At 60.1% G+C, this 23,060-nt stretch carries 25 protein-coding genes; 14 read left to right on the forward strand and 11 right to left on the reverse strand.

Annotated elements, in window-relative coordinates:
• Nucleotides 1-216: 216 nt before the first annotated feature.
• The 8 genes from ACE10W_RS35880 (at nt 217) to ACE10W_RS35915 (ending at nt 4,783) form a co-directional block, all read left to right on the forward strand.
• Nucleotides 217-669, forward strand: a complete 453-nt coding sequence (locus ACE10W_RS35880; protein WP_231166623.1) for a DUF4440 domain-containing protein — start codon at nt 217-219, stop codon at nt 667-669.
• Between the two features lie 288 nt (nt 670-957).
• A complete protein-coding gene (locus ACE10W_RS35885; RefSeq protein ID WP_271612756.1) occupies nt 958-1,524 on the forward strand; it encodes a hypothetical protein in 567 nt (188 codons plus the stop codon).
• Entirely contained in the window at nt 1,511-2,329 is an 819-nt protein-coding gene (locus ACE10W_RS35890; protein ID WP_271612757.1) for a hypothetical protein, read from the forward strand. Before ACE10W_RS35885 ends, ACE10W_RS35890 begins: the two co-directional genes overlap by 14 nt.
• Nucleotides 2,330-2,656: 327 nt before the next feature.
• Nucleotides 2,657-2,848 (forward strand): helix-turn-helix domain-containing protein, encoded by a 192-nt coding sequence (locus ACE10W_RS35895; RefSeq protein ID WP_271612758.1) that lies wholly within the window; start codon nt 2,657-2,659, stop codon nt 2,846-2,848.
• Complete coding sequence (locus tag ACE10W_RS35900; protein ID WP_304548644.1) at nt 2,848-3,534, forward strand: hypothetical protein; 687 nt, start codon at nt 2,848-2,850, stop codon at nt 3,532-3,534. Before ACE10W_RS35895 ends, ACE10W_RS35900 begins: the two co-directional genes overlap by 1 nt.
• A 125-nt stretch (nt 3,535-3,659) precedes the next feature.
• Nucleotides 3,660-4,142, forward strand: a complete 483-nt coding sequence (locus tag ACE10W_RS35905) for an ATP-binding protein (protein ID WP_304548646.1) — start codon at nt 3,660-3,662, stop codon at nt 4,140-4,142.
• Between the two features lie 206 nt (nt 4,143-4,348).
• A complete protein-coding gene (locus tag ACE10W_RS35910; RefSeq protein ID WP_304548648.1) occupies nt 4,349-4,528 on the forward strand; it encodes a PepSY domain-containing protein in 180 nt (59 codons plus the stop codon).
• Nucleotides 4,529-4,612: 84 nt separating this feature from the next.
• Nucleotides 4,613-4,783 (forward strand): hypothetical protein, encoded by a 171-nt coding sequence (locus ACE10W_RS35915; protein WP_248894156.1) that lies wholly within the window; start codon nt 4,613-4,615, stop codon nt 4,781-4,783.
• Here ACE10W_RS35915 and ACE10W_RS35920 read toward each other — a convergent pair.
• From ACE10W_RS35920 to ACE10W_RS35955, 8 genes are all read right to left on the reverse strand, one after another.
• A complete protein-coding gene (locus ACE10W_RS35920; protein ID WP_271612761.1) occupies nt 4,780-5,049 on the reverse strand; it encodes a hypothetical protein in 270 nt (89 codons plus the stop codon). The two genes, ACE10W_RS35915 and ACE10W_RS35920, sit on opposite strands and share 4 nt — an antisense overlap.
• 216 nt (nt 5,050-5,265) lie before the next feature.
• Nucleotides 5,266-5,535 carry a 5'-nucleotidase gene (locus tag ACE10W_RS35925; RefSeq protein WP_369525310.1) on the reverse strand — a complete coding sequence of 90 codons (270 nt, stop codon included), beginning with the start codon at nt 5,533-5,535 and terminating at the stop codon, nt 5,266-5,268.
• 140 nt (nt 5,536-5,675) lie between these two features.
• Nucleotides 5,676-6,203, reverse strand: coding sequence for a hypothetical protein (locus ACE10W_RS35930; RefSeq protein ID WP_304548650.1), 528 nt, complete (start codon nt 6,201-6,203; stop codon nt 5,676-5,678).
• 91 nt (nt 6,204-6,294) lie between these two features.
• Nucleotides 6,295-6,678, reverse strand: a complete 384-nt coding sequence (locus tag ACE10W_RS35935) for a hypothetical protein (RefSeq protein WP_304548652.1) — start codon at nt 6,676-6,678, stop codon at nt 6,295-6,297.
• A 252-nt stretch (nt 6,679-6,930) separates the two neighbouring features.
• A complete protein-coding gene (locus ACE10W_RS35940) occupies nt 6,931-7,176 on the reverse strand; it encodes a hypothetical protein (protein ID WP_039184876.1) in 246 nt (81 codons plus the stop codon).
• Nucleotides 7,177-7,649: 473 nt separating this feature from the next.
• The gene (locus ACE10W_RS35945; RefSeq protein ID WP_028176058.1) at nt 7,650-9,446 is read right to left on the reverse strand and encodes an NAD(P)/FAD-dependent oxidoreductase; all 1,797 of its coding nucleotides are present in this window, start codon (nt 9,444-9,446) and stop codon (nt 7,650-7,652) included.
• 317 nt (nt 9,447-9,763) lie between these two features.
• A complete protein-coding gene (locus ACE10W_RS35950) occupies nt 9,764-11,104 on the reverse strand; it encodes an adenylate/guanylate cyclase domain-containing protein (RefSeq protein ID WP_028176057.1) in 1,341 nt (446 codons plus the stop codon).
• Between the two features lie 676 nt (nt 11,105-11,780).
• Nucleotides 11,781-12,980 (reverse strand): transglycosylase SLT domain-containing protein, encoded by a 1,200-nt coding sequence (locus ACE10W_RS35955; RefSeq protein WP_271612788.1) that lies wholly within the window; start codon nt 12,978-12,980, stop codon nt 11,781-11,783.
• 291 nt (nt 12,981-13,271) lie between these two features.
• On the opposite strand from ACE10W_RS35955, the gene ACE10W_RS35960 reads away from it, so the two are divergent.
• Nucleotides 13,272-14,423 (forward strand): L,D-transpeptidase, encoded by a 1,152-nt coding sequence (locus tag ACE10W_RS35960; RefSeq protein ID WP_028176055.1) that lies wholly within the window; start codon nt 13,272-13,274, stop codon nt 14,421-14,423.
• Nucleotides 14,424-15,426: 1,003 nt separating this feature from the next.
• Nucleotides 15,427-16,188, forward strand: a complete 762-nt coding sequence (locus tag ACE10W_RS35965) for an outer membrane protein (RefSeq protein ID WP_028176054.1) — start codon at nt 15,427-15,429, stop codon at nt 16,186-16,188.
• A gap of 171 nt (nt 16,189-16,359) precedes the next feature.
• Here ACE10W_RS35965 and ACE10W_RS35970 read toward each other — a convergent pair whose 3' ends face one another.
• The gene (locus ACE10W_RS35970; RefSeq protein WP_370205808.1) at nt 16,360-16,992 is read right to left on the reverse strand and encodes a helix-turn-helix domain-containing protein; all 633 of its coding nucleotides are present in this window, start codon (nt 16,990-16,992) and stop codon (nt 16,360-16,362) included.
• A gap of 437 nt (nt 16,993-17,429) precedes the next feature.
• Entirely contained in the window at nt 17,430-18,590 is a 1,161-nt protein-coding gene (locus ACE10W_RS35975) for a tetratricopeptide repeat protein (RefSeq protein WP_304548659.1), read from the reverse strand.
• A 1,754-nt stretch (nt 18,591-20,344) separates the two neighbouring features.
• Between ACE10W_RS35975 and ACE10W_RS35980 the strand changes: the two genes are divergently transcribed.
• From ACE10W_RS35980 to ACE10W_RS35995, 4 genes are all read left to right on the forward strand, one after another.
• The gene (locus ACE10W_RS35980; protein WP_304548661.1) at nt 20,345-20,521 is read left to right on the forward strand and encodes a hypothetical protein; all 177 of its coding nucleotides are present in this window, start codon (nt 20,345-20,347) and stop codon (nt 20,519-20,521) included.
• A gap of 4 nt (nt 20,522-20,525) precedes the next feature.
• Nucleotides 20,526-20,789 carry a hypothetical protein gene (locus ACE10W_RS35985; protein ID WP_304548662.1) on the forward strand — a complete coding sequence of 88 codons (264 nt, stop codon included), beginning with the start codon at nt 20,526-20,528 and terminating at the stop codon, nt 20,787-20,789.
• 474 nt (nt 20,790-21,263) lie between these two features.
• Entirely contained in the window at nt 21,264-21,566 is a 303-nt protein-coding gene (locus tag ACE10W_RS35990; protein WP_060910340.1) for a hypothetical protein, read from the forward strand.
• A gap of 216 nt (nt 21,567-21,782) precedes the next feature.
• The gene (locus ACE10W_RS35995; protein ID WP_011090426.1) at nt 21,783-21,974 is read left to right on the forward strand and encodes a hypothetical protein; all 192 of its coding nucleotides are present in this window, start codon (nt 21,783-21,785) and stop codon (nt 21,972-21,974) included.
• Nucleotides 21,975-22,286: 312 nt separating this feature from the next.
• Here ACE10W_RS35995 and ACE10W_RS36000 read toward each other — a convergent pair whose 3' ends face one another.
• Nucleotides 22,287-22,643, reverse strand: coding sequence for a hypothetical protein (locus ACE10W_RS36000; RefSeq protein WP_053815160.1), 357 nt, complete (start codon nt 22,641-22,643; stop codon nt 22,287-22,289).
• Nucleotides 22,644-23,060 lie beyond the last annotated feature (417 nt).

Here is a 23,060-nt window from a genome sequence, read left to right on the forward strand (position 1 = left end):
TGTTTCGTCCTATGACACCCCAAAGCCTACGTTTCCGTGATGTCAGGGTTATCGCCGATCGTGCAATTCTGAAAACGTCGACGCAGCCATCAATGGTATGATGCGTACCATTCAAATGCCGCCGGCAGATGACCAGAGGTGAACATGATCCGACCCGAGATGTCTCCAAGCAACGTCAGGCCACGACGATTTTCACGACGCCGTCATGTTGCGGCGGTGGCCGCGGCACTGTTTCTCGCCACCACGTACTGGTCAGTCGGAGGCGCGCAGGCTGCCGCGAATGACGCCGAGGCACGAGCCATCTTCGAGAAATTCATCGCGGCACAGAATGCGCATGATGCCGATGCGGTGAAGGCGATGCTCTTGAATTCGCCCGGCACGCTGCTGTTTGCCAGAGGCATCGAGACGCGCGGCCGCGACGAAGTCGCCGCCCGGTTCAAAACGTATTACGAGGGCACCTGGCACCTCGAGCCCGACATGTCGAAATTCCACGTCGCCGTGATTTCGAACGAGGTCATGCAGATCCTCGTCCCGATCGTCTTCACGCGCGCACTTCCGGGCAAGCCGGCGCAGCAGAATACATTTCTGATCAGCCAGACCTACGTGCAGGATGCGGCCGGCTGGCACGTCGCCTCGATCATGCCGGTGGCGAATACGGAACTGAAGTAGAGGGGGATTGGGCTTGCCTGGCCGAAGCTCGCGGCTGCAAGCCCGCCTTCGCCCTTTGGGCTCCGGCGCGGCATCCTTCTCTCGCTATCGCGAGCGAAGGATGGTGGGCACGACAGGGATCGAACCTGTGACCCCTACCATGTCAAGGTTGCGCTCGGCGACGCATGTCCTTGATTTTGGTTCACATTCGTTCCAGCTCGTTACTTCCGGTGAAGGTTCGTTTCCGCGCCTTTTTGCCCTTTCCTGGAAGGTTCATGGAAGCAGCTGCGTTTCCCGGCGGGTGCCCGCATGAGCAGCGAGGCATCGACGGCGCCCCGTAAAGCCCTGTTCAACCGCCTGCCGCGGGAATTCCGCGACGAGCTCATCACAATTGGACGGCGCGCCAAAACCATGTTTGGCCGCATCCGTTTCCAGGATGTTTTCGACGAAAACCTTTCCCTGTTCGAACGATTGGCCGCCAACGGAGCAACCGCGGCCGATATCGGCGAGGTGCTCGCGGCCGCCGGGGTCGCGCGCAGGGACGGCTCGGTGCTGCCGGAGGGGACGGTTACGAGCGCCTTGAGCCGTGCGCGAGAACGCGCCGGCCGCCGCGCCACCAACCTGCGGCCGGCCGGTCCCTGCATGACCCTGCCGATCCCTGCACCAGCCTGCAATGCCCCGCACGAGCAAGAAAACGCGTCAGTAGGCGGCCTGCCCAGACGCCCTTCCCGTCAACAACCGCCAGCTCCCATGCCCGGCTCCAGCTCTGTCCGGGTTTCTCCGGGCGGACCGGCAGGTTTCGATCTGCCGGCACACACCCGCCGCACCGCGGCACTTCTCGATCAAATCAGGAGCGAAAACGATGAAGACGACTAAAACGACGAATTTCCCGGACCTCGTGGAGATCACGGCGGACGGCACGTCGATCGGCAAGACGGTTTTGGCCCACCGCGTCGCCCATCTCTACCGCGAAGTCGGACGGAAGGTCATCCGGGTCCAGATCGAGAGCAGCCGCCGCCGCGCCGCGAGTGAGGAGGAAATCGTCTTCATCAATCTGGAGGAGTTTGCCTCCGCCGGGACCCGCAACGGGGGCCTGGTCGGCGTGCTTTCTCCGATGTTTGAATCGGTCCTAGAGGCCCGCAAGAACGGCGCCGCGGTTGTAGTCGATTGGGCGGGCGGCACGTCGGGCCATCGTTTGGAGGTTCTGGCCGCCACCAACTTCGACGCCACGCTCGCCGCCATGCAGGTGAAGGCGCTGTCAATCGTTATGACTACGAACTCCTCCGAGCACATGACCCAGGCCGAGAAGCACCTCCACAGCCTTCAGAAGGTCGCTCCCCAACTGCCCCGCGCCTTGGCTCTTTCCGGCCGTGCGGGCCCCTTCGACTGGTCAGTCGGCAGCGAGCAGCGCGGCCACTTGGACCGCTTGCTGGCCGCGGCGGGAGAGATCCCGATTCTGCGCATCCCGCTGGTTGCCGGCAGGGCCCTGCAGGTTTGCGCCGATGCCGCCCTCGACCCGACGCGGGCGCTGCTCATGAACTTCGATGAGCTCGCCGCGCGGCTCGGTGTCCACATCTTCCAGTCCACGGCCTGCGCCACCGAGATCGCGCTCTGGTGGCAGCGGGTCGGCGGCGAGCTGCGCAAGACGCTGGAAGCGACCCGTGCCCCCGTCAGCGCGTAGGCTCCAAGAGCGCGTGAACTACTTGGTACGCCTGCGGCGGCTCCTCGCCGTCCAGGCGGCCGCCTTCACGCTTGGCTACTACCGCTGTCACCGCCGGATGCCCCCGAACTACGTGCTGCGCCTCCTACCTTCCGGCACCGTCCACCGGATCCGGCTCCGGGCAGAATTGGAGTTTTTGCTAGGAATCTCGTCTCTTAACAGGTTTTCCCGCCTCTTGTTGGGCTGCGTCATTGACCGTTGCCGTGGCTCGCATGACGTTCGGAGGCGGCGTTAGTCGACTAGTGGCTAATAAAGCCATATCTATGGTAAATGAAGGAGTACCCTATCATGATCGACATCAATAACTGCTCCCCGTATCAGCTGCTCTCCACCACGGAGGTGGCCGCGGTCCTCGGGCTCAGCAAGGGCGCCGTGCGAAAGTTGGCCCGGAACGGTCGCCTGCGCACGATCGACGGCTTCCGGATCTTGTATTTTTCGGCTCAGGCGGTGCGTGACTTCGCGGCCGGCGCTGGTGTCTGATGAGGTACACGAGCGTCCATTCGATCGGTGAGTTCGAGCTGTGCAAGGCAAGCAACAGCCCGAACTACTACGTCGCGACCTACGTGCGCGAAAAGCGCCAGATGGTGCACCGCTCGTTGCGCACGAGCGATCTAGAGAATGCGATCGCCCAAGTGAAAAGCCTTGTCGCCCGCGGTATCGCGGGCGACCCCGGCGACGCGCTGGTTCAAAAGCCGATTCAGACCGTCACTGAGGTCCTTGAGCTCTACAAGCCGCACGCTGCCGAGCTCAAGTCGGCGGAATTCACCAACATCGCAATTGAACGCATCAACCGCCTCATCGGCGGTTCGATCTTGTCGACCATGGTCAAAAGCGACTTCGACGACTTTCGTAAGGCTGCAGAAGGGGAAGGTCTTGCTCTTTCAACGGTGGCTCGGACCCTCACTGTTTTGCGGAGCGCATGCAAGATAGCGGTTGGAGAGCGCCGGCTGGCCGAAGAGAGCGTTCCGCATATCCCCTATATCATGAGCAAAAATGACGCCCGTTCGGCGCCCGCGAAGGGCCGCGTCATGACGGCGCCTGAGATCGCTGCGGCAATCGATCAGTTGGACTATCTGCACCTCCTCGTGGCCAACGTTTTCCTCCTCAATACAGCAAGCCGCATTGGCGCAATCCTTTGTGTGCTTCCGCCTCTTTGGAAGCGCTGAGCGCCCCAGCGCGCCTCTTATATTCCTCAGCCAGCGCCTCGATCTTCGCGGCCGCATCTCGATCATTAATGGATGCGGCCAGGGTCCGCGGCCGCGCCAGAGGTAGCGCCCCAGCATCCACTTCCGTGAAACCGCTCGTGGGATCCATCGTCGCGACTTTGTCGCGCACTGCCGACGGCGGGCGAGTGAGGTTCGAAAACCTGATCGCCGACAGTGTTTGCGTCCCACTCGACAGAACCGACCTCGCGGAAATCCTCGGGAATCTAATCGAGAACGCCGCTCGCCACGCCGCGGGATGCGTACGCCTCACGGTCGATGGAAGCCGGCCATCCGTTGCCGTCGAAGATGACGGCCCAGGCATCGAACCTGTCCACCTCTCGCGCGTGCTGGAGCGCGGCATCCGCCTCGACGAGCGAGGTGGCGCTGCGGGCCTGGGTCTTGCCATCGTGCAGGACGTTCTGGACGCGTACGGATGGGGACTGGAGCTCTCCACATCGGAGCTCGGCGGTCTGAAGGCGGCAATCGCTCCGAGACCTGCGCTGCTCGAGAAGCGAAGCGGTCCGGCCGAAAACGCGGCCCCGTCCACAACTGTTGCGCAGCAAGCCTGACGGTTTGCTGACATCGGCCGTCAGCGGCTTGAGGGCCGGGCTGGAGTAACGGTTGCGCGTGCGGCAGACGCCGCGCCTCCAAAACGAGAGATCACAATGCGCAAGCCAGTCATCGACGCCGCCATCGCCCTGTTCGCCGCTTCGACCGGCAGCGCGTTGGCGGAAGACGCCGATACCTCTTTCCACCGGGCCTCGCGAACTGGGCGATGGCGGCGGACCAGCTCAAACGGCAGATCGACGCCCTCGGTTACGATCTCGGCAGCTTCGAGCTGGACGACGGTGCCTTCAAGACCCGCATCGTCGACCGTCAAAGCGGACTCCCGGTGAAGGCGCAGTTCGATAAAGTCACCGGCGAGTTGCTACGGGCTGCTCTCGGTTCTCGATGAGCGTCGATGCCGGCACCGGGGGGCCGGATTCTTACGGTCTCCCCGGTGCGTGATCATTTACGATCCGTGACTACAGTGCGTTCGATGAAGAGCGATTACGATCCTCGGCGCGAAGCGGAAGCGGCCATGAAGCTCGCCATGGCCGCCGACGGACCGGAGCGACAACGCCTGATTGGCCTGGCCATCGCTTGGCAACAGCTTGCCCTTATGCACCCGGCCTCGACGCCCAACGGCCGCAAGGAGCAGGCCGCCTAACCGGGCTCCGACGGGCACTCGGGACAGGTATCACCGATCGTGTCGATGAAGTCTTGCACCTCGGCCACGGCTTTCTCGGCGGAGACGCCGTCCGGCGGATCCCGGCGGGCGATGTCGAAGGCACGCTCGCGGGCGTGCGGATCGGCGCGGTCCCGCATCCAGCCGTGCTCCTCGCATTCGCGGATGGCGCCGGCCTCCTGCAGCAGGGAGATCGCCCAGCCGCGTAGCGTCCGGATCGTGGGTCGCCTTTCCTTGAGCATCAGCATCGAGATCCCTCCTGCCAGGGCGAATCCTTCCGCCCCCTTGCTCGTTCCGGGCGGTTAGCACGGAGCAGGGATTCCCAATCAGCAGGGCTAGGGATTGTCCACGTGTTCCGCAGCGCCAGAGTTCAGAGTGTCTCCTCAAATTGGCAAGCGCTGGGCGGCTCGTCTGTCGACCCCCCGCTCCGGAGCGGCGCCTTCCTGTCGCCGACTGTCCTCGCTCTAGAGATCTGCCGGGATTATCGGGTCGTCCGGCTCGTGTGGGCCGGGAACGTGGCCGGAGGGAACGACCTGGGATGCGCCGAGGATGTGTTTTTCTTGATCGTCAAAGAAAATGTGTGCGCCCAATGCCTTTGGGGCGTACGCCCACGAAATGCGCTTCGTCGGCTGGCGTTCCCTAATCTCGCAGCGTAACCGCGCGGTGGGTCCGCAACTAATCTCGAAGCAGACGTGGGCTAACGGTAGATTTAGCTCTTTTCGACATCCTCTCAAAGCCCCTCAAGAGGTTGCGGACCTTTCCTTCAACGGCTTGTCCGATACTGATTTCCGCAAGTTGCTCCGGATCGCCGTGCGAGCCATCCGGTTCGAGCATAGCTGAGACGCTCTGGCGAATGGACTGAAGGGTTGCTACGCTAGAGGGGCGGGGGCGCTGGATCATCGCCTGCGAAATGCGGCGTCGAATAGCGCCGCAAGACGCTGGCCACCTCGGCGGGATCCGCGCGTGGAGTAGGATACTTGCCGCCCCCCTTGCGAGCGCGGGCGTAGTGCTTCGTGGCGCTTTCATCCGATGCGTGACCCATCAGCGCCGCCACGACTGCTCGGCCGAGCTGTTTTGCTTCCTCAGTCTCAGCCTCCTTTACATAGGTTTGCTTCCAGCGTGCGACCGCTGCGTCTCGCACCGATGATAAGGTCGGCCGACGCTGTTTGTCCTTTCGAAAGAGCTTCTTTGTGACGCGGAGCATGAAATCTCCAAGTGTATCATGCAGCGTTTCGTATCTCCCTTCCTGTGCTGCTTTGGCCGATGTTTCTATCCACATTGTTAGGAAGCGCACCTGATCCGCAGGGAGGTCCTCCCACAGCAAAGTCCGCCTTTCGCCGTGGGCGCGGCCATTGCCTTGTTTTCCGTTCGCGAAGGTCAGCTGAAACTTGAAACCAGTCACCTGGGCCGGACCGAAATTGGCCGTGGGCCACTCGGTGAATCGGGCCCCGGCGAGCGTTCCCGCCTGCAGATAAGCGACAAGCGATTGCCGGTTAGGGCTTTTCGTAGCTAAGCGTATTGGTGATTGGCAAGTCAGGGCGGTACTTGTCAGTCTGGATACGGCCCTTCGCATTCAGGTGAAAAATATTACAGACGCCATCGATCTGATCAGCTTGCGCTTCAAGAATAGGCAGCGTAGCGAGGGCCGCCATAGTGCCCGCACCTCGCCGGACCAGTTCTTCAATCTGGGTCTTGGCTATCCCTGCGACAAGCGACAGGTGATCGTCGCTGCGCCGCCTCGACGCACAGGGCTCACGCCACCGGCAGATTTCACAGTGCTCGATCGGGTCGGGATAGAGACCGCTATGCGAAGGCGAAGCCGCAAAGGTCTCGAGGCTTCGCCTGATGCGCCGATAGAACGCTGCAAAATCAGCCATGCGATACGCCTCCGGCAAGTATTGCGTCCCCGGCGTCACAACGTGGGCCTTCTCCGGGGGCCTCTGCTGCATCTTCGCCAACAAGTCCGAGTTAAAGACTGAGTTGCAGGACCGTGTTGCCTTTGGTCTCGCGCGCTAACTTGGCGTCCGTGACTTCGTAAGACCAAGCGCCCAAGCCGCTTGGTATCTCGACCCGACGCAGCACATCGGCGCGACCACTCCAATGTCCATCCTGTAATGCCGCTTGGACGATCACTGCGTCGCCGCGGACCATCGCCTAGCGACGGAGCCGCCCTGCTCGGCAAGATGGTCGACGAAGCCCCGCTCGTGGATCTTGCCGCGCTCTGTCAGCGCATCGAGAGTTGGGTCATCGCGGACCCTTGGCCTCGCCAGCTCGCCTTGCGCGACCTTGAGATCGAGGTACGTAAGGTAACGACAATTCAGGTGCCCGACCAAGTCGCCTGCGCTGAAGACGATCGCCGCGCCGTTCTTTTGCATCTATTCCCCCGCGACTGCTGCCGGGACCTAAGGGACACGGCTTTCGCAGCAACGATACCGGCCTTCAGACGGGCGCAAAAGGCCTTCGGAAGTAGAACACGCAAAGCGAAAGAAGCCGGCTGCGAGCCGAGTATCGACAGAAACAGCCGCGCCTTCACCCATCCGATCTTTATGTGACAATTGGGTTTTCGGACCACCGGAGCCCGCAAAGCAAACAAGGCGAGATAAGCCACAATGCGCACATCAGTTGTTATGGAAGAAGTCGGCCATAGACCGACCTCAAACTAGACACCGGGCCGAAATCTATCTTGATCTCCGCCTTGCATTGCCGGCTCAACCGGTCGACGCGACACAGGCGCTAAAGCTGGCGCAGCGGACCAGTGGATCTTCGATGCGGGGTCCGCACGAGCTTGTCAGGCCCATGCGGCAATGGGCCACGCCAAACCGCGAACCCAACCATGTGCTACGAAGCTTTATGCCTTGTGATGAACGGGCTGCAGGCCATAGACCGGGGTCGGAACGCCCTCATAGCGAGCTTTCAACTGTAGGGACAGGAATTGCGAGTAGTGACGCGACTGGTGCAGGTTACCGCCGTGGAACCATAACCCTTCCTGCTGCGTCGGCTTCCACATGTTGCGCTGTTCGCCTTCCCATGGGCCGGGATCCTTGGTGGTATTCGAGCCTAGTCCCCAGACCTTGCCGACCTTGTCGGCCATGTCCCGGCTGATCAGGTCGGCGACAAAGCCGTTCATCGAACTGTAGCCGGTGGCGTAGACGATCACATCGGCGGGCAGCTCCTTCCCGTCGTAGAGTCTGACACCATTGGGCGTGATTTCCTCGACCTGGCCTGCGACCAACTTGACCTTTCCGTCGATGATGAGCTGCGAGGCGCCAACGTCGATGTAGTAGCCCGAGCCGCGACGCAAGTACTTCATGAACAGACCGGAATCGTCGTCGCCGAAGTCGAGCCGAAAACCGGCTCTCGTCAACCCTGCATAGAAATCGGCGTCATCCTGGCGGATCTTGTCATAAACCGGCTTCTGCAACTGATGCAGGATCTTGTAGGGCAGCGAAGCGAAGATCAGATCGGCCTTGGCTGTCGTCATTCCACCGCGGACCGCGCGCTCTGAATAGAGGTCCGCGATGGATGCCATCAGCGAATCCGAGCGCACGATATGGGTGGTCGAGCGCTGCACCATGGTCACGTCGACGCCGGCCTCGTACAGCGCGGCGCAGATGTCATGTGCCGAATTGTTCGAGCCGATCACGACGACCTTCTTGCCCTTGTAGCGATCGGGACCTGGGTGGCGCGAGGAATGGTGCTGTTCACCCTTGAAGGTGTCCATACCCTTGAATTGCGGCATGTTCGGCTTGGCGGACATGCCGGTCGCGAAAACCAGCTGCTTCGGCTTGAGCGTAATCTCCTTGCCATCGCGCTCGACGACAACCGTCCATTCCTTTTTGGCGTCGTCCCAGTCAGCGTGTTTGGCCGTGGTGCCGGTCCAGTAGTTCAGCTCCATGACCTTGGTGTACATCTCCAGCCAGTCGCCGATCTTGTCCTTGGGCGAAAACACCGGCCAGTTCTTCGGAAAGTCGATGTACGGCAAATGATCGTACCAGACCGGATCATGCAGGCAGAGCGACTTGTAGCGGTTGCGCCAGGAGTCGCCGGGACGGGCGTTCTTCTCGACGATGATGGTGGGCACGCCGAGCTGGCGCAACCGCGCGCCGAGTGCGATGCCACCCTGACCGCCGCCGATGATGAGCACGTACGGCTGCGTCTTAAGGCCGAGCTGCTCGGTTTCCTCGTCCCGCAATTCCTTCCATGTTTTGGCGCCGGGATTGACGCCATGGCGGGCACCAAGCGGCCGGGTGAAGCCCGCCTTTTCCTCGTGACCTTTCAGTTCGACCATCGTCGTCAAAAGCGTCCAGATCTGGCCGTTCTGGAGACGGACTAGACCGTAGCCGCGCGCGACCTCGGTCTCGAACGTGATCCAGCATTCGATTACGCCGTCGGCTTCAGTAGCGCTTTCCGCGTCGGCTATTTTCCAATTGCGTGGCTTTGCTTGTGCCAAGCAGGAGTTGAGCATCTCGCGGATCTGATCGCGACCTTCCATGGTCTTGATGTTCCAGGTGAAGGCAACGAGGTCGCGCCAGTAGCACTCGGGTGCGAACATCGCTACGGCGGCGTCCAGGTCGCCCGCCACAAGCGCCGCTTCGAATTTGTCGAGAAAGGCCTGGATGCGCGCGTTAAGCGTGGTGTCGAGCATCATTTCCTCCCAAGAAGCTTTTTGATCTTTCCGCAATTGTTGCAAGCTTATCCGAACGATCGGCCGAAACCAGACTCGCGCGGATCAACTTTTTCGCAGCGCTTCTGATCGGATAGCGGCACCTTGCCGCGGTGCGTCAGTCCGCAAATTGCTCATGTTTCGTGGTCGCTTTGCCGAAAATTTGTCAGCAAGCGGATGATAGGACCCACTCTTTTGCGAACTGCCGGTCCGACCGAATGTCCGCTTTGCGCGAGGACCCGCCATCCGGCCAAGTCGCTTGTTGACCCGAAGCAGGTGCTTTCCGCAACCGACAAGGCCTAACGTGCACATTCTTGAACTGCGAAAAGCCGCCAGCGGCCGGGGACGCCCTTGAGAGTATGAGAACCCCGGTCCGAGCATTCCACTCTTGAGCCAGCGATCAGGTCCTTCACGGTGCTGGAAAGAAGTATCTCGCCAGGATCAGCGCGGGCTGCCACGCGCGCACCGATGTGCACAGCGATGCCAGCCACGTCGTCGCCTTCAATTACGCACTCGCCAGTATGAATACCGCAGCGGATCGCCAACCCCAAACTGCCAACCACGTCCCTGACCGCGCGCGCGCATTTGATCGCGCGCGCCGGGCCGTCGAAGGTTGCGAACACACCATCGCCGGCAGTGTTCACGACGCGACCGCCGAGACGCGCGACTTCCTTGCTAACGAGCTGATGATAGTTGTCGACCAGGTCGCGCCAACGTGAGTCTCCGATCTCCGTGGCGCGCTGGGTCGACTGGACAACATCAATGAAGAGGACCGTTGCGAGAACGCGGTCCGCCTCCAACATCGGAGTTTCGCCCGTCAGAAATTCTTGGATCTCTGCAAGCAGCGAATCGGCATCGCCGATCCAGAGCATGTGATCGTCGCCGGGCAGCTCGACGAACTTTGCACCCGGGATCTGCCCGGCCATGTAGCGAGCGCCCTCGCAAGGCTGCAATCGATCGCCTCTCCTGTGGAGGATCAAGGTAGGCACCCTGATCGTCGGAAGGATCGCGCGAATGTCGACCTCGACATTCATCCGATAGAGCGTGATGCCGGCGCCTGGGCTGGCGGCTATGCGCATGAACTGGGCCCACCATTGACGCACCCGTTCGTCATTGGCAGCACTGGGGGCCAGCGTCTTGAGGCCGATCGGTGTTCCCCAATGCTTTTCGTAAGCATTGAAGGCGGCTTCGTGCTGCTCACGTGTGGGGCCCCACGGATAGTCGTCGGTGCGAATCCACTTGGCGTAAGCGCCATACATGATCAGTGCGGCGGTGCGCCCGGGATAGGTCGCGGCAAACAGCGTCGAAAGCGGCCCCCCCTCAGAGATGCCGAAGATGACGGCGCGATTTGAACCTGCTGCGTCCATGACCGCGCGGATATCATCCATCCGCATTTCGAGGGTGGGCAGCGCGCTCTCCGCGACGCGGTCCGACAGGCCCGTGCCGCGCTTGTCAAAGACGATGAGGCGACTGAAAGAGGCCAAACGGTTGAGGAACCTGGCTAATGCGGGATCTTCCCATTGGTACTCAAGATGAGAAATCCAGCCATGAACCAGCACCAAGTCGATGGGCCCATCACCAACGACTTGGTAGGCGATGTGAACGTCGCCGCTCTTGGCGTAGTGGGTTGCAGGGACCATAGCCTGGTACCCGTCGGATTACGTCATTGTCGCCCACGACAACTACACTGCGCAAGTCCACGGCGGAGGATCAATGCGTCAATACGGCTTCCCTGATGCGCCTGCCCAAGATCAATCAGGCTTCGCCTTCTGGTCCTTAGCCGTTGTCGACTATCTCGCCAGATGTCCGCTTCGCGTCCACGAGCGGATTCGCAAGTGAGATGTTATGAAAGAAGTCGGTCGATGGCCGACGTCCCTTTTGATGCGTTTAGCGGATCTGAAAACATTTGGGTCGCACGTCAGCGATGGGCCAGAAGGGAGGGCCGCTCTTGGGCGCAAAGCGGACACAAGGCGAGATCTGCATGTCGCCGAAGGGCCGATAGTGTTGCAAAAGTCGAAAGCTGAACGACGCCGAAAATCTCGCAAAAGCTGATTTTAGCCAGCTCCACCACTGCAATGCTCCGTAGCGCCCATACGAAGCTCCGTGGTCGTTTTTGTGGGAAACGATGTGGTCCCTCATATCGCCGCGTGCGAAGCGCAAGCAGACATCGGCACCTGATCGATCACCTCGCTAGCGCGCAGCAGGAACGACCCGAGCGCGTCGTTGACGACATAAAGTGCATCCGCGCGACCAGCGGCGGTGAGGCCCCGCTCGGCCCGCGGGTGCGGCAACTCCTGCCAAACACTCAACGGAAATTTACTGGTGCGCCCGCTCGGCATCGGCGGTGGCGGTGGTCATGTATTTCGAATAGAAATGAGCAACCCGCTCGCGCCACATTCCGACGAACGCCTCCGACGTTAGCTTCTCCACCGATTTCCACGCCTCTTTGACGGCCGGAAGCGTATTGCGCCAGATCGCGCGCCTGCACCATTTTTCGCCCTTCTCCCTGCCTTCGCTGGTGGCGCACATCGATTTCCAGGCTATGCGATTGGGTTGGCTGAGGTGCTCCGCGGCGCCCTCCCAGCCCTGCTGATGGATCAGGTAGAGATCGTTCAAGTCCGGCTCCCTGTGCGTCACCCACTGAAACAGAATGCCTTCGATGATGACCTTGTAGGCTGCCGCAACGGCATTATCGCGGGGATTGAGAATGTCTCCGGAGCCGAATTTGCCGAACTCGTATTTGCTCAGCTGGAACAGTCCGATATACGACCCGGTGCGTTGCTTGGGGTCGAAACCGGACTCGACCTTAGCCACCGCCTTCATGAAAGTGAAATCCAGACCGAAAGCGTCGGACGCGCGTTTGATCTCTTCCACCGGCGTTCCGACCGGGATGTCCTTGAACGAACGCAAGACGATCGCAGCCGGCTTCTCGGCAGGCGGCAGTTCGGACCAGACATAACAAATGAGATACCGAAAATCCTGCGGCCCCGAGTTGGAGGAACCGCCGGATGCACCACACCTTGTCGGCGCCGGTTGGGCGACATCACGGTGGCCCAAGCCCACCGATTCCTGCACAGGCGGTAAATCGGCCGACAGCATCTGCGACGGATCGGGCAACGCGACGATCGATTCCGGCTTATCCGATACCGCCGTCGTGTCGGTGGTCGTCCCTGCCGCGGGTTCGGCGGCCGTCGCCACTTCGGCGCTAGCGACAGTGGCGTTCGCGACAACGGTGTTTGCGACAACGGCGTTGGCCATTGCGATTGCCTGCGGTTCATCCGCGAGCCGAGCGGTGGCGGCGAGAGATGCTGCGCGGTCCTCGATTGGCACTGCGCGGGCGTTCTCGGTGCCGGCCGAACCGAAGCCAGCCAGCCAGCCAACGATCCCCCCCGCGAGAACGACCGTCCCGCAAAACGTTGGCGCCACTATCGCAAATCGCCGCGGGTTCATGATGCCGTCGCCTCCATAGGCTCCGCCGGAGCCGTGTAGAAAAGCCAAGCATGCGAAGAGGCTCATTCTTGGGATCAATGTGGGTCGCGCAATGGCGCAAACGGCGGCTCGTCAATTTCTCCAAAACATGTTGCCCGATTGCAACGCGCCGATCACAAGCAATTGCGCCCGTCTCAACGGCAACTCCCACCGTAATTGTGAGTACGGTCCTATTTTCGACCCACTGCGACCAGATTTGAAGGAGAGGCTTGGCGCGCTGGTCGGGATGACGCATCAGGCGTCGGCTTCGCGCATCGTTTCGAAACGATGGAATCGTGCCTATTGGACCGGGCGATGTTCGCTCAGGGATTACGAGCAATGCAGCGCGCGATAACAACGGCTGTATTCGCCATCTTCATGCTCCCTGCGGGGATCGTACACGCTCAATTTCTGTTTGAACCCCAACACACGTTCTGGCCGGGCCAATACGCTCACAAGCACCACCACCGGCAGACAAACTCTGAAACCGCGCCCGAGCCCCTTCCGAAGGGCCCGCTCCAGATCATCATCTCAATAGCAGACCAACGAGTCTCGCTTTTTGACAACGGCGCCCTGATTGCACGCTCTTCGGTGTCCACGGGAATGGAGGGGCATCCTACGCCCCTCGGCGTGTTCAGCGTTATCAGCAAACAACGATGGCACCGTTCAAATATTTATAGCGCCGCACCCATGCCCTACATGCAACGCATCACCTGGTCAGGGATAGCGTTGCACGCCGGTGTCGTGCCTGGGCATCCGGCGTCACACGGCTGCATCCGTTTGAAGAATGATTTTGCCGTTCGACTCTGGCATCTCACGAAGCGCGGCACGCGCGTGATCATTGCGCACGGTGATGTCCAGCCGGTCGAGATAACCAATCCGCATCTTTTTCAAGCGAAAGCCGCGTCCGCTTCGTCGGAATTCCAGACTGCCACCGTCGCAACCAAGAGCATCGGTACAGCCGCAGCAACGCAGGGATCACTGGTGTCAAACGCGGAGACTCCGGAAGCCGCCAGTCTCCAGGTGCCGGGCTCGGTTCCCGCTGCAAGCGCGCCAAAAAAAATCGTCCCAATCTCCATCTTCGTCAGTCGTAAGTTGAGCAAGCTGTTCGTGCGTCAGGGATTCACGCCGTTGTTTGATGTCCCGGTCAAGATCGAAAATTCGGAGGAGCCGCTGGGAACACACGTGTTTACCGCAATGGAATTCCAGAACGAGGGAACGGCTATTCGCTGGACCGTCGTGTCGATTCCGGACGAATTTCCTCGCATCGAGGGTGCCACGAAAGGGCGCGAGGCGCCCGTGAAGCAAACCGCCCTATCGGTACCGTCGCCCGATCAGGCCAACGCTGTCCTCAACCGCATCGAAATACCTCAGGATACGGTTGAGAGGATCTCTAAACTTCTGACGCCGGCCTCTTCATTGATTATTTCCGACAACGGATTTAGCCATGAGACCGGAAAAGACACGGATTTCATCGTGGTAACGCATTGATGCGGCGACGCAACCCACCAACAAACGACGCCGCTGCGCAACCCGTTGGAATTGTTCGACCGCAATTCTGGTGCAAAATTCTTGATGTCCGCACCTAAGCCAAAACGGCGCGAGGTCCGTTCTGGGTCACGAGCGACAAACCTCACGTTGAGCACAACGAGTCCGCTCTTGCCTCGGTCGCCGACATGCGAGCGGACATGAACTTCTGTCGCTAAGGGCCATAAGCCGACCTACCAGGGGCAGGGAATGCTCCGATGAGCGGCAGTGGTGGCATGGCAGACACGATCGAACCGGCTGGGCGTTACCAGCGGCACTTGGTCACCTAGCAGGCTCACCGTCGATCAGGCGAAGGGGGCGGCCCCGGTTGGCTTCGCTGGCAGCGGATGCCAAAAACTCATTTAGCAGGTGTCGTTTGATCCTGATCGGTTCACGCTCGCCTTGGGAAGCGAGTAAGAGAACGCGCTCGGCAACTTCCACCGCAGATCGCTGCTGCTGACGAGTGAATGACGGACTGGAAAGAACGTCGTCTAGAACGTCGCGGAGCATATGTACTGTTACCGTGTCGTAAGTCATGCGCCGAATACCCCGCTCGTCGAAACAAGATGCGTCGTAGTGATGGCGCAAGCGAAAGGAAGTGAAGCGTCGCCGGGCTCGAAATAAGCGTCCCGGCAGCGCTTATTCTCTAACTGAGCGCTGAAATCCCAGTCGTCCTGCATTGTGCAATGGTCATGCCACAGGCTTGTGACGCCGGTTCGCGCCGGGGTTCCATGCGACAGTCGAACGGCGACCGGAAGCCCCGATCGCGATCTACAGTCCCGTAATATGCACGTTGACGTGCATTTGGTTCCCAGCAAGCTCTTAATATATATAAAGAATTTCCGCTAGATATCTGCGCCGAGTGTTGCAGCTTAGCTACATCAACCTTCAGGCGAACGGGATAGCGTTGATTCCTCAGGTGGGCGTCGTGCCTTTTTTGAACTTCTTTCTGGGGAGATTTCTCGTAATGAAAAAGCTTCTGATTGCCGCGGCCGGGATGATGGCCGTGGGTCTATCCGCCCCTGCGTCGGCGGCTGATCTGGCGGCCCGTCCCTACACCAAGGCGCCGCCCCCGGTGGTCGCGCCGATCTATGACTGGACGGGATTCTACATCGGTGCCAACGGCGGTTGGGGCCAAAGCCACAGTTGCGTGGATTTCGTAACTGCCCTTGGAACGGTCGCGAGCGGGTGCGGTGATCGGTCGGGAGGCGTCGTCGGCGGGCAAATTGGATATCGCTGGCAAACCAGTCAGTTTGTGTTCGGATTGGAAGCCCAAGGCGATTGGGCCGACCTCAAGAACACGCGGGTGAGCCTGTTCAATCCGACGCTCTCAACCACGGCAAAGACTGACGCCATCGGTCTGTTCACCGGGCAACTCGGTTGGGCTTGGAATTCGGCGCTGCTCTATGTGAAGGGCGGTGCGGCTGTGACCAGCAATCGCTTGACTATATTCGACAACACCACCGGGATCGGTCTGGTCTCGGCAGATAATACGCGCTGGGGCGGTACCTTGGGTGTCGGCTTTGAGTATGGCTTCACGCCCAACTGGTCGGTCGGTGTTGAGTACGACCACCTGTGGATGGGGCACGCAAATAACTCCTTCTCCGTGGTCGATCCGCGCCTTGCGGCGGTACTCAACGACCGGATCAGCCAGGACGTGGACATGGTCACCGTTCGGTTCAACTATCGCTTTGGTGGTTACGGGGCTCCGATCGCGGCGAGATACTGATCGCTCCAGTCTGTGCAAACCAAAGCCCCGGCTCGCCGGGGCTTTTTTGCGGGCTATGAATTGCTAGCGTCTGAGGTGGGTCAAAATGCGAAGGACTCAACGTAAGCTCGGGTCTGCTATGCCCCGTTGAATGGACCTCAATGAGGCGTGTCGCCGCTTCGCTACCGGAAGTCAGGCGTCGAACTCCGCGAGAGCATGACGATCTAGCAATTCGATCCGCCGCTGAATGTTTCCGTCAAAGCGCAGCAGCGCTTCGTCTCGAAGTATGGAAAACGCGCGGGAGACGGTTTCCAAGGTGATGCCGAGATAGTCGGCGATGTCGCGGCGGTTCATTGGCAGCAACATCATCGCGGGATGTGCTAGCCGTTCATCCATTTCAAGAAGGAAGGCGGCAACTCTCTCCAGGGAAGTCTTCCGCCCCAGGAGAAGCATGTGATCTTCCGCGTGCTGCAGGTTTTGCGTAACAAAGCAAATGAGGTTTTTTGTGCTGACTACTCGATTTTGCATGGCATCGAGGATGCTGCCTCGCTTTATGATGCGAACGTGGGTTTCGACGAGAGCGTCAGCGCTAAACCGGTGCGCGACGCCATTCTCAAATCCGAACATGTCACCCTGGAGGTGGAACGCATTGATCTGGTGGCGACCATCTGGGAGCATCTTATACGTCCGCGCCGCTCCGGAAGTAATCTGGTAGACGTATTCGTCGGCGTGCCCCCCTTCGCCAAAAATCTCGATGCCCTTGCGATACTTGAACTCGCTGCAGAAGACGCGCTCGCCAGCGAGATCGGCGAGGTACCCGTCAATAGGCTGGCGGGTGGCAGCGTTCGCATTGACTAGCACCGTTCAACCATCCCCGTTTTGTAGCTTGGCAAGGAGTTGAGCATAGAGCAAATCCCCGAGATTGATCAGGCGCAAATTGGGGCGGACCTACGTAGTCAACCGGAGGCGGGTGCTTCTCTTGGCTGGCCGGAAAAATGCGTACAAAAGGAAGCCGCCAGCCCTTGGGGAAGCCAGCGGCTTTGGGTGGGGTCGCGTAGTGGGGGCTACGCAACGTCTCCATTAGCTCTAGCGAAAGGATCGCATGTTGATCAGGATCAAGCTGGATATCGGGTGGAGTCGATGGACGCCCGCTATGGGTCAAAAGCGACCGTCTGGCGCTCGGCTACAAACTTCCGGTCTGCCCCTATGAACTGACATCCCGCTACACCGCGCCTACGGACGCGATGGGCCATATGCGGAAGTCACTGCTCCGGTAGCCCCGCTTTGCGCAACGCTCCTTCCACGTAAGCGCGCTGCTCCACGTAGGCAGGATCGTCCGACAGATCGGTGGCCCGGAATTTCGCAAGACTGGTGTAGTTCGGATTCAGGCGACCCGCCGCCGCGAGTGCCGCGCGGGCAGCCGCTATGTCGTCTTTGATAGCCATGATTGCGGCGTAGTAAAGTTGGCCATATGCCAGTCTCGGATTCGTCGCCACCGACCTGCTGAGCCAGGTTAGCGCCTTATCATCGCGCCTGAGCAGGATCATCGCGCGCCCCATTTCAAACTGCCACGTTCCAAGACCCGGGTCGCGTGGACTGAGTTCAATGGCCCGATCGAACAGCGGGATTGCGTCAAGAGATTTCCCGGTGACGACAAACGTCTCGCCAAGAAAAAGCGTCGTTGTCGCTATATTGCCGTTGATTTGCAGGGAGATCCTGTACTGCTCGGCGGCCTCTTTCTGCCGCCTCTGTGCCTGCAGGGCCCGGGCGCGCAACGCATGAGCGGCCGCATTATTCGGATCGAGCCCGACTGCTTGCTGCGAGAGCTCGTCGGCGCGACTTAAATCTCCTGCCGGGTCGGGGGATTGTCCATTGATCACCAGATTGGCTAGTGTCAGGGAAAGTCCTGTCATCGCCCTTAATGTATGCGGATCAATCTCAAGCGCATGCTCAAACAGGCGCCGAGCTTCCTCACGCGTCTCGGGCGTGGTCGGCTTGTACACGGCAGCCCATCCCTGCAAAGCAAGGTCCGACGCGGTAGGATTGGTCTGGTGCTCCAGTTCGATGCTGCGGGCCGCTAGAACAACCAGTTCCAATCCCAGAGTGCGGGCGATCCGGCCGGTTATGTCATCTTGCAATTCCAGATAGTTGCTCCGCAGACGATCGAAGCGGTCCGACCAGACATGGCCGCCAGTTTCAGTATCGATCAGCTGCGCATTGACTCGAACCTGATCGCCGACGCGCTGCACGCTACCTTCGAGCGCGAAGCGGACACCGAGTTCACGCCCGATCTGGCGGGCATCTATCGACTTGCCCTTGTAGGTGAACGCCGTGTTGCGCGCGATAACGAAGCTGCCCTGAATTCGCGAGAGATCTGTTGTCAGGCCGTCCGTGTGCGAAATAATCCTGTCCCGGATCGCCACTGAGGTTGGTGAAGGGAAGCACGACAATGGATAAGCGCGGTGCTGTCCTGGATACTCGGGACGCCGCTTACGCGCCCTCTCGCGAGGGCCAAATCCGCCGTGCCGCTGTGCCTCGTGGTGGGGCGCTACCCGTAAATTTCCCAAGTGTTGGCGACTAGGCGCGCTGGTTAAGTGGTCGGCAGGTTCTGAGCGCCGTACCATGAAAGCACCGAAGCCAAAGCAATGGGCCGAGCAGGAAATCCGACGCTTGGTCAGGCTCGCCCGGCAGGGCGTTGGCGTATCGAAGATAGCCACCGAACTGGGCCGCCATGCGGGGTCGGTGAGGCGAATGGCGCGAACGATGGGAATACTATTGAAGAAGTAGCCGTCGTTCGACGCCTGATCCGTTGAATGCAGGGCGGCGGCCCTACAGCCCAAAACCGCGGCCAATCTCCCGCACAAGCCTGAACGCAGCGTCAGTATCTCAGCCGTAAAAGAGCGCCTGATCGAGCTGCGAAAGAATGCTCAGCCCAAATAGCGCGATAGCTATGCCTCTAAACATGGTTGTGGACCGGGTTGAACCATACAGCGAAAGTTCAAATCGGCCCCAGCCGCAGGTTGGGAGAAACAGCCGGGGCCGACATTCCCATTCCGTGTGCCGTAATCAGCGGTAATCGGCACGGCTCCCAGCAAGCCACAAGAAAGCTAATGAACTGTTTCGCTCGCCTCTGTTCGGGCGGACCAGCGCCGCTGCGTGCTCCCGTGTGTAGCGCAGCGGTGACACTCCGGGCCCGAGCCCCCATAACCTCAGCAGCCTGAACGGCAGGTTGTTCGGCTACGGGGCGAGGCTAATAACCTGGCGAAGCAAGCCGCGTCGATCTTGCGCAGGCGCGCATCGCTGCACCACCTAGCTGAAGGAGGTGCGTTGCCGCTGCGCGGCGCGGCGCGAGCTGGCCAAGCAGAACTCACATCGTTTGCAACAATATCATTCCGACGACGGTCACAAAGAAACCGATTGCCGTCACTGCGGCGAAGCACCGCTCTACGCTATCCATGAACGCAACCCCTGCCGAAAAAATTCAGTTCAGCGTTTTCCGTGATCTACTGCGATTCCAACCGCTGACTCGCTCGTACCCCGCGAGGAAATTTGAGATCTCCTTCCCTAGAACAGAACGCTCTGCAAAGAGTGAGAGCTAGCTGTGACCGTCAAGGGGACTTGGTACCGAAAGCGCTCATGCCGCCCTACTGTGGGCCGATTGCGTGGTGTTCGCATCATCTCCAATTACTGGGAGCGGGAAGGCAGATGTGCATGACTGATCGCGCAGCGCATCATCGGCCAAATGCCCCAAAACTCAGCTTCGGCGAGCAGTTTCCAACTTCGATCAGGGTGATGCGCAGCAGTCTGACGGCACAGCGATGCCATCGCGCGCAGGCGACTTAGAGTATCCACCTACTCCTCCCAATATCTTTGTTTTTTCCACCCTATTTTCTATTTTTGCGTCGGAGTCATTATGATTATGACGCAGAACCAATTTTTAGGTTTGCAAGCGCGATTCGGCTTTCGTTACGCCTCAAATCGCGTCCCGAAAACAACGGACGCAACCCGTGCTTCTTATTCGCGCTCAATTGTCGAGCGGCGCCAAAATGGTTGTCGAGTTTGCAGTGCAGTGCAAAGGTCCTTGCCATAGCCCGTAATTCTACGGCGATGCGCATCCCTAACGTTTGGCGTCTACTTCAGATTGTTCTTATGACGATCTAATTTCAGACGAGGTCCCATGAGCGTCAAAGCCATGATGGCGACCATTCTCCAAGGCCAGATGACGTTGCGTGGCGTGAATTCGCTGTCGCCCTCCGACTACGAGCAGATCGTCGAACTGCTGATAGAGCGGCTTCGAGAGCTGGAGCTTAGCCTGGCGGCGCGAGAACTGACGGACAAGCACGAGCCGAAGTAGCGTAATGAACAACCAAGGCTGGCAGGGGACTTTCGACGATCCGATCCTACTGCCAGATGGCCGCAAGCTGATCACGCTGCACGACGCCGCCACCGTCATCACGAAGCTGCCGAAGCCCGAGCATGATGCTCCGGAATGGCAGGCCGCCATCGAGGCGCTGATGCTGGTGGTCGATCTCGGAGGCCGACGATCTTCGCTCGCGTCGGCGTTGTGCGTGCGCTTAGCCGACATCAGAAGCCGTTCGTCAAGCCGCGCAAGAAGCGCGTGAGAGCGTACACGAATCGTCAGATGATGAAGCGGCCCTGGATTGTAAAACATCAACCGCGCCCTATTCGCAGCGCAAGCACTTGTGCTGCGTGGGGCGCGGAGGTTGACGCTCGCTTTCTCTGACCGCCAGGACGCTGGCACTGTCGGCGCTGACCCCGTCGGGCGCTGGCACTACCTGTTTGCCAGGCTAGCCGAACACCTGTCTGTGCTCGCATCGGAGGTGGAGCGGGCGATTGGCAAGCCTGCCGCCCAAGGCCGTAAAAGGCACACGGGCGACGATCTGCGGAGGCTGCCGCTGCATCTTCGCAAGTCCAATCTAGAACGCCTACTTGCGCGGCGCCCACGATCTGCGCCACGGGCAACTCGACAAGAACGCGCCTCTGCTTGAGTTACCTCCTAATGGTAGACGCCCGATCTACCGTTTGTTCGCAACGATTGGCATGATGCACGGACTGTACGCCGTGAGGTGAAGACAATGATCAATGACCGCCTCCTGCGGCCACCGCCGATGGCTCGCATCCGCAAGATCGGCATCATCGGAACCGCACTCCTCCTGCTTGGGCCGATGGCCGCTTCCACCGTTCTTGGAGCAGGAACGCGCATCTCTGAAGGCTTCGAGCCGTTCGAGAAATCAGCGAATGAGCGCATCGCCCAAGCCTTCGAGGACATTAGGGACCTCGCGCCCATCTCTGATGAGCTGAACACCGCGCTGGCGTCGCTGAGCCAGAGTGTGCAGGGCGCGCAGAAGCCGCCGGTTCAGGCTGAAGGCAATGAATGACCTGATCTGACTTCCTTCTGTGATGAGAGGCAATGCAGCTCGTAGTAACGCCGTGCCGTTTGAGGTGCCATTTCCGGGCATGGGACAGCAGGCACGTTTTCACCACGAGGTTGTCAAAATAATCCCTCTGCTTCCACGGAATGGGATACCTACGACGTCCAGTACCTCAACGCCGATCCCAAGTAATTGCGACCACGTCCGTCGGAGAGATCGACGATGACCGAAGAACGAATTGCTCGTTTACGTACCCATAGGAACAATATTGATCGATATCGGCGCCTGCTCGAAACTGAGTTAAGTGAGGCCGAACGGCACTACCTCGAAAGGCGGCTGTCCGAAGAACAATCCGCAATGGAAATGGACCTGAGCACGGTCGAGCCGCCGCCGATTATGGTCGGACCGAAATGACCACCTCAGATCGAGCACGACCTTTGACGGGCGACGGCCCGACCACTGCGGAAACTGCTCGGCGTCTGGGGATAAGATACCAACATGCCTACAACATCCTGCACAATTCTGGCGCTGACAAATCCAATCGGCGGATCGGGGCGAGGCAAGTGGGTCTCCTCGCCATATACGCGCAGCGGCGACATTAAGGGAACGAGGGAAAGACGGCTACGTTCGACCACAACAAATGGCCCCGACGCTTTGCACGTCGGGGCCCTTCAAGATTATCAGGCCGGTTACATCCGCCGTGCCCTCTGATCCAGATGTCGCCGATTACTGCACCCGATTTTGTGCAGATGATGGCAGCCGCACGGCATTGAGGTAATCACATGCGGCGCGAAAGCGCTCGGCCGCCAGCTCGCCCTTGCGCCACTCGGCGCGCCGTCGGCGCTCGGCCGCCAATTGTAGACCCGCGACCGTCGTTGCGATAACGTCGTCGATCTCCGCGCCCGTTAAGGTCCGGCGAATTTTCAGCACGATGCTCAGGGCCATGATGATTGGGCCGTGTGGGCGCAGCAGATCGTGCGCCTGCTGCTCGCAGAACGACAGGAACCGCTCGACAGCCTGTGCCGACTTGCAGACCAATGTCGCGAGCGCAACTGCTTGCTCAACGTCACTAACGGAGGGCACGGGCTCCCTGGCAGAAGCATACGTTCCGCGACAGATGCCGCGCCCAGCTCAATGCAACGGTCGAGCACGTGCAAGTACGTATCTGCGGCATCGCCGCGAACCTCGCCATCCTGGGGCATGAGGTCCCGCAATTGGCCGCACAGCTCCGGCACATCAGCAGCGTCGTCATCGCTGCCGAAGGCAACGCTGTGGCGCGGCCCCCACACGAGACCGCCGTACTTCCCGTTCTGATCGGGATTGATTGTCGCTCCGCCGAGCGGCTTGCCGAGCAAGCGCGCTGCCACGGCGTGACCGGCCGAGCAGATCGTCGTGCTCGTCGCCAAAGCTCATGTAGTCATCATTCCATGCCGGAACTCCTGCGGCCAGCTCATCGCGTCCGATGAGCTGGCCGCCTTCCACCGACTCCGCGAAAGCTTA

It is taken from the genome of Bradyrhizobium sp. B025 (assembly GCF_042257955.1).
Classification (GTDB): domain Bacteria; phylum Pseudomonadota; class Alphaproteobacteria; order Rhizobiales; family Xanthobacteraceae; genus Bradyrhizobium; species Bradyrhizobium diazoefficiens.

What these genes read in the sequence shown, in the direction of transcription:
- ACE10W_RS35885 (WP_271612756.1), top strand. Translation starts at nt 958, where the DNA reads ATGAGCAGCGAGGCATCGACGGCGCCCCGTAAAGCCCTGTTCAACCGC.
- ACE10W_RS35890 (WP_271612757.1), top strand. Translation starts at nt 1,511, where the DNA reads ATGAAGACGACTAAAACGACGAATTTCCCGGACCTCGTGGAGATCACG.
- ACE10W_RS35895 (WP_271612758.1), top strand. Translation starts at nt 2,657, where the DNA reads ATGATCGACATCAATAACTGCTCCCCGTATCAGCTGCTCTCCACCACG.
- ACE10W_RS35900 (WP_304548644.1), top strand. Translation starts at nt 2,848, where the DNA reads ATGAGGTACACGAGCGTCCATTCGATCGGTGAGTTCGAGCTGTGCAAG.
- ACE10W_RS35910 (WP_304548648.1), top strand. Translation starts at nt 4,349, where the DNA reads ATGGCGGCGGACCAGCTCAAACGGCAGATCGACGCCCTCGGTTACGAT.
- ACE10W_RS35915 (WP_248894156.1), top strand. Translation starts at nt 4,613, where the DNA reads ATGAAGAGCGATTACGATCCTCGGCGCGAAGCGGAAGCGGCCATGAAG.
- ACE10W_RS35920 (WP_271612761.1), bottom strand. Translation starts at nt 5,049, where the DNA reads ATGCTGATGCTCAAGGAAAGGCGACCCACGATCCGGACGCTACGCGGC.
- ACE10W_RS35935 (WP_304548652.1), bottom strand. Translation starts at nt 6,678, where the DNA reads ATGGCTGATTTTGCAGCGTTCTATCGGCGCATCAGGCGAAGCCTCGAG.
- ACE10W_RS35940 (WP_039184876.1), bottom strand. Translation starts at nt 7,176, where the DNA reads ATGCAAAAGAACGGCGCGGCGATCGTCTTCAGCGCAGGCGACTTGGTC.
- ACE10W_RS35945 (WP_028176058.1), bottom strand. Translation starts at nt 9,446, where the DNA reads ATGCTCGACACCACGCTTAACGCGCGCATCCAGGCCTTTCTCGACAAA.
- ACE10W_RS35950 (WP_028176057.1), bottom strand. Translation starts at nt 11,104, where the DNA reads ATGGTCCCTGCAACCCACTACGCCAAGAGCGGCGACGTTCACATCGCC.
- ACE10W_RS35955 (WP_271612788.1), bottom strand. Translation starts at nt 12,980, where the DNA reads ATGAGCCTCTTCGCATGCTTGGCTTTTCTACACGGCTCCGGCGGAGCC.
- ACE10W_RS35960 (WP_028176055.1), top strand. Translation starts at nt 13,272, where the DNA reads ATGCAGCGCGCGATAACAACGGCTGTATTCGCCATCTTCATGCTCCCT.
- ACE10W_RS35965 (WP_028176054.1), top strand. Translation starts at nt 15,427, where the DNA reads ATGAAAAAGCTTCTGATTGCCGCGGCCGGGATGATGGCCGTGGGTCTA.
- ACE10W_RS35980 (WP_304548661.1), top strand. Translation starts at nt 20,345, where the DNA reads ATGAGCGTCAAAGCCATGATGGCGACCATTCTCCAAGGCCAGATGACG.
- ACE10W_RS35985 (WP_304548662.1), top strand. Translation starts at nt 20,526, where the DNA reads ATGAACAACCAAGGCTGGCAGGGGACTTTCGACGATCCGATCCTACTG.
- ACE10W_RS35990 (WP_060910340.1), top strand. Translation starts at nt 21,264, where the DNA reads ATGATCAATGACCGCCTCCTGCGGCCACCGCCGATGGCTCGCATCCGC.
- ACE10W_RS35995 (WP_011090426.1), top strand. Translation starts at nt 21,783, where the DNA reads ATGACCGAAGAACGAATTGCTCGTTTACGTACCCATAGGAACAATATT.